This window comes from Lentibacillus sp., assembly GCF_035301925.1.
GTDB lineage: Bacteria > Bacillota > Bacilli > Bacillales > Amphibacillaceae > Lentibacillus.
Map to the genome: position 1 here is coordinate 1 of NZ_DATGTI010000158.1, position 5658 is coordinate 5658.

The following is a 5658-nucleotide window of genomic DNA, read 5'->3' on the forward strand; positions in this document are numbered from 1 at the left end:
TTTGGTATACCTGTAATCCTTTCAATAGCTGAATTCGTTTTCCAAGTTACACCTCGACTATCCGTGATATAGATGCCATCATATGAGTTTTCAATAATGGCATCTAATTCACGGTTTAAATTTTTCAGCTCTTTGTTTTCAGTTTTCAACTCAGATAATGCTGATATTTCTAAGCCAATCAATAATGTATTTTCGGAGTCAGATAAAGGATTACACATAAAAATAAACTGATTACTTCCTGATGCGGCAGTAATAATCCTTGGGTTATTATCCGTTTGCGATACGGTAAAATTATCATAGAGATTCGTCCCTGTCTTGATATTTTTCCCCAAACTTGCTTCCATTAAATGATTATAGGAAATAATCATGTTATGTTTATTCATTACAATCGTTGGTACCGGAATACTCTCAACTATCTCGACATGAATCACGATCTCACCTCTGTAACGATCAAATATTCAGTCTAACAACTACATGATAACACACTTTTCTGAATTCTATCCAATAGGAAACTCAAGTGTAATCGCTCTATAACAATTTAGGTGGTTATAATTTTTCTTGACCGTACACAGGAACCCCATCAATAAAGGTAGCATTCACGGTAATATCTTTAATCTCTTCCGGATTAACTGTAGTAGGATCTGCATTAAGAACAGCAAAATCTGCACGTTTTCCAACTTCCAAACTTCCCGAATTTTGTTCGTCAAAATTCAACTGTGCCCCATAAATCGTCATGGCCTTTAGTGCTGTAACTACATCAATTCGCTGTTCAGATCCTAACACACGCCCTTCCCTTGTTAGACGGTTCACTGCTGCCCATACTGAAAACAAAGGAGATATAGGTGTAACCGGACAATCAGAATGCAATGTAAAGATTAGATTGCGATCTACTGCATCTTTTAATGCACTGATACGACTTGCACGTTCTGGGCCCAAAAAAATGCGCTCATGTCGGTCCCCCCAGTAGTAGACATGATTGATAAAAAAGGAACCTGCCACACCAAGTTGTTGCATTTTATCCAAATCTCCAGTGGTCGCCGCTTGAACGTGTTCAATTCGGTGTCGATGAACTTTAGAAGGACTTTTCGACAAAGCATATTCATAAGCGTCTAATATTGAACCTATCGCACGATCTCCATTCCCATGAGTTGTGATCCTGAAGCCACGATTATGCAGTTCTAGAACTTCTTCTTGAAACGGTTCTTGATCGTGAATGAAATCACCATAAATCGTCGGTTCACTATGATACGGTTGCCTTAACGCCCCAGTTAATCCCTGGATTGAGCCATCCTGGAACATTTTTGCACTGTCCAGTCTAGCCAGCCCTCTTGACCGATCGCGTAACTCTTGATCTAACTGGGCAGGAGAATAGTCACCAAAAACTTCACCTTTCCTTAGATGCTGGTGCATAATCATTAATTGCGCACGCATAGGGTTAACTCCACGTTCAGCTGCTTCAAGATGGGCATCCAAATCTTCCATACCGGCAACTAAGCCAACGCCTGCATCACTATTTGTCGTGATCCCTTGAGCCATATAATCTTTAGAAGCAATTCCCAATGCGGAAATCATTTGTTCTTTCGACGGTTTCGGGATTTTTCCTGTTACTGGCTTTATAGCTCCCGGTTCATATAAAACGCCATTCAAATTTCCTTTTGGATCTCGACCAAAATGTCCCCCTTTCGGATTTTCAATGTCCCCATTCAATCCTGCCAGCTGAAGAGCCATCGAATTTGCTACTGCAATATGACCGGATATATGCGTGATAACCACCGGATGATAAGGTGAAACTTTATCAAGATCATCTTTTGTTGGATGACGCTGATCATCTAAAAGGGTATCATCATAACCATATCCTCTAATCCAATCTCCTTCAACAATTTGTTTTGTTTTAACTTTTATTGATTTTAAGATATCATCAATCGTTTTATTAGGCGGCGCACTGCAATTTATTTGATCACTTAAAAGTCCGTAACTTAGGATATGATTATGCGTAGCGATAAATCCAGGTACCAAAGTTAAACCTTGCAAGTCGATCACTTCTGTATCAGTGTCAATCATCACTGCTCCATGAGACGGCTCCTTCTCAGACCAAATCTTAACAATTTGGCCATCCGCTACCGCTACAGAACCCATTTGCCTGTTTTGTGAATCAAGAGTCAAAACGTTTGCATTTTTAATGATCAAATCAACTTTTTTCATATTAGCAACTCTCCTTAATAAAATTTTGTAGAACTCAGTAATTTTAATGGAAAAACTCAACCTATCCCTAGAAAAGCTTTGAAATCATGTCTTACACCTAAGGCAGAACTATTGTGGCTCATTATTTTTTCTCAGCTGAATCCAAATCTTCCCAGTAAACCGCTCTTACCTGCTCCGTCTTAGAATGTTTTGTTAATAAACTAATCACTACTAAACTAACTAGAGACACTGTAAATGCAAAAATTGTGTGATCTATTGAAATCCCTAAATACGGCCAAATCAAAGTTGCAATCGTGGCAAGCAGCATACTCCCTATAACTCCTGCTTTTGTTGTTCTTCTCCAAAACATAACTGCTAAAAAAGGCAAAACGAGCGCAGCAGCAGATATTCTTAATGCCCATTGATAAATATCAATGATACCTGTTAAATTATAAGAAATGATTAATGCAAGTACTGCAATAATGACAACCGTTAGTCGAGATACTAACATCATCTTTTTTTCGTCTGCGTTTGGATTAATAAGACGGTAATACAAGTCTTGTGTTAAATTAGAGCTTCCTTGCAAAATAAATGAATCAGCTCCAGTCATTAAAGCCGAAAGTAATGCAACAATAATGATTCCTCCTATGGCCGGCGGAAGTAATTCAGTAGTGACATAGGAAAAGACTAAATCAGGTTCCATATCAAGAGGTACATATTTACGAGCCGTGAGACCGATTGCAAATGGCAGGAAAGAAATAACACCCCCGATGGCAAAAGCCATAATTCCAGCATTTTTTGCTATGCCTTCAGTTTTTGCGGCAAAAATACGCTGCCAGGTTGACTGCCAGATAAGGTAAAATGGCGCGACAGATAACGCAAAAAGTAACACTTCATTTAAACCATCTGGTCCGGTTGGTGAAAGGTATTCAGACGGGGTGTTCTTAATAATTTCTTTAAAGCCACCCCCGTAGATAACGCTTGCGATAAACAAAATAATAATCCCAACAACAATGACAATACTTTGAAAAGCATCTGTCACAATTGTTGCCTTTAACCCGCCAAGTATAGTGAATCCAAGTATTAGCGCAAAAGCTATGAAAATCCCTATCTTATAATCAAGTTTAAATGTCATTTGAAACAGTGTAGCCATTGCAATAATTTGGAGTGCTGTTGTTGGTACCGAATAAATAAATGCGGAAAGTATAGAAGGAATAATACCGGTTGCGTTTCCAAATCGTTCACTGAATAAATCAGCTATTGTATACAGCTTTTGTCTTCTTAACGATTTAGCAAAAAAGATGATTAGTAAAAGACCAGCAATCGCTGTCGGTAAGGTGAATTTAAAATACCCTGATAACCCGACTGTAAATCCCATTCCGACCCATCCGATAAAAACAGCAGCACCAAATGATGTACTCAATTTAGTACCAACAATTGACCAAAATCCCATGTTCCATCCGGCAATTAAATAATCGTCAGATGTTTTAACCTTGGTAAAATAATAGAAACCAACTGCAAACATTAAAACAAAGTAAATAATTGTATACCCTAAATACCACCCCATAGTAAAACCCCCTTCAATTTTAGTTAAGCAGATTGAAAAAATGGTTTATTACTAACAATTAATAGAAATATATTTTCGCGCTATCGAGAAAAGCTGGGCCGTCAGATTCTTTCTGATTTTCATTGTTGATCATAACCGCATACATATCATCTTTACTCGATAGTCAAGCATATACACATTGGATGAATTCTCTGTCTTATCCTCTGTTTTGTCGCTCACAAATGGACAGCAATACACTCTGCCTGCAGTTCATTTAATCGGATGAGTCTTTAATATTTGTTACAACTTCGTCTTCATCACCTTCTCCATTAAACACAGGTGTACCTGTTATTAAGGTTTCCTTACCAGCATAGTTTTTTTGAACAAGCGAAATTGTTGCTTAACCATTTTATATGTGACAGGGCTTTTTAATGTTCCTCTTTTATAAGTCCATTTACATTCCTTCCAATATATTCCTCCCTTTCCTTTGGTATACCTGTAATTTTTTCAATTGCTGAAATGGTTTTCCAGATAGCGCTGATATTTCTAGACAGATCAATAATATGTCTTTAGAGTCAGATAAAAGATTACACAACAAAAATGATTACTGCTGCAACAGTAATCATCATAGGGTTATTATCTGTTTCCCAACGGAAAAAACATCATGAATTTTCGTCCCTGTATTGATGTCTTTCTCCCAACTCACTTCCATTAAACAATTATAGGAAATATTAACATCATCTTTATTCATTACAATCGTTGGCTCATATCATTTATCTAGTGCTTTCTCCCAATTAAGCTGTTTTTCCTTTTCTCGATCATTTGCTACTTTGCTTTTAACATTAAAAAGCATTGTAGGCCTATTCTCTACATTATATAGTTCCCAGTCAGGTAAATGTGGCGTATTCGGATTTCCATTATGGGCAAAAAAAGTCCAAGCCTGGTGCATTTGTTTGGCAATATTTTGATCTGGAGAATCACCGATTAGATATTCCATTCCGGGTTTGTTTATATTATTCCAGACGAAAGGAATCTCCATCGCATGAGCAGCTTTTAGACCACCATCAAATACGGGACTTTCCCAGTCAAATCGATACATCCAAACAGAAGCTCCTTGGTCTATTTGCTGTTCGGCTAATCGTATAGCTGGAAGTGTGAACATATCAAAAGACATGACTTTTTCAAAAAGATTCTGATCTAATTCCTCATTCATAAGGTGAGGTTTAATGTCTTGCCAACGTGACCCTAATGCTTTATTGAATCGACGCACAACCCCCGCCTGATCTAACTGTTTCCAAGTAGGGTCGAAGAAAGTGAATAATCGGTATTCATCTTTGTTTGTTCCGATTAAAATCGGGATATCTTTCGCAGCACCTTTTGCTATTGCTCTTTCCGGATGTTCCGGAATGACCAAACCGTCAATTACTGGTCCAAGAGCCATTGGTGGTATATGCTCTGCAGCTTTTAAAATCTTATCAGCCGGCATTTCCTCTAATGCCGACAGGTCCTTAGAATCCATCCCAAGATTACCGAGGATTTTTTTCGCCACTCTTGCAGCAGTTTCACTTTTTAATACGTTTCTTGCAGCTCCGCTCTGAAGGATAGCTTGGTTAAATAGTCCTTTTGCAGAAGGAATGGCTAACAATGTACCCACGCTCATTGCTCCTGCCGATTCTCCAAAAATAGTAATGCGGTCGGGATCCCCTCCAAAAGATTCAATATTTTCCTTTATCCACTTTAATGCTGCCACTTGATCGAGGATACCGCAATTACCTGATGATGTATATTCATCATTAATACCATCTAAATGTAAAAAGCCCATAACTCCTAACCTATAATTAATTGTCACTACAACGATATCCCCATTTGCTGCGAATGAAGTGCCGTCATACATACCACTGGAGCCGGATCCGTTCATAAAAGCACCGCCA

At 38.2% G+C, this 5658-nt stretch carries 3 protein-coding genes and 1 pseudogene; all 4 read right to left on the reverse strand.

The window, feature by feature from the left end; genetic code table 11:
• Positions 1–431, reverse strand: a pseudogene (locus VK080_RS13080) (PAS domain-containing protein); the annotation flags it as partial.
• A gap of 115 nt (positions 432–546) precedes the next feature.
• Positions 547–2202 carry an amidohydrolase gene (locus VK080_RS13085; protein ID WP_324225214.1) on the reverse strand — a complete coding sequence of 552 codons (1656 nt, stop codon included), beginning with the start codon at positions 2200–2202 and terminating at the stop codon, positions 547–549.
• 121 nt (positions 2203–2323) lie between these two features.
• Positions 2324–3748, reverse strand: coding sequence for a sodium:solute symporter family protein (locus tag VK080_RS13090; protein ID WP_324225215.1), 1425 nt, complete (start codon positions 3746–3748; stop codon positions 2324–2326).
• 748 nt (positions 3749–4496) lie between these two features.
• Positions 4497–5658: carboxylesterase/lipase family protein (locus VK080_RS13095; RefSeq protein ID WP_324225216.1), on the reverse strand; the 1162-nt coding region annotated here is incomplete at its 5' end.

Bases quoted from the DNA above. Each gene is read 5' to 3' on its own strand.
- VK080_RS13085 (WP_324225214.1), bottom strand. From the start codon at position 2,202: ATGAAAAAAGTTGATTTGATCATTAAAAATGCAAACGTTTTGACTCTT.
- VK080_RS13090 (WP_324225215.1), bottom strand. From the start codon at position 3,748: ATGGGGTGGTATTTAGGGTATACAATTATTTACTTTGTTTTAATGTTT.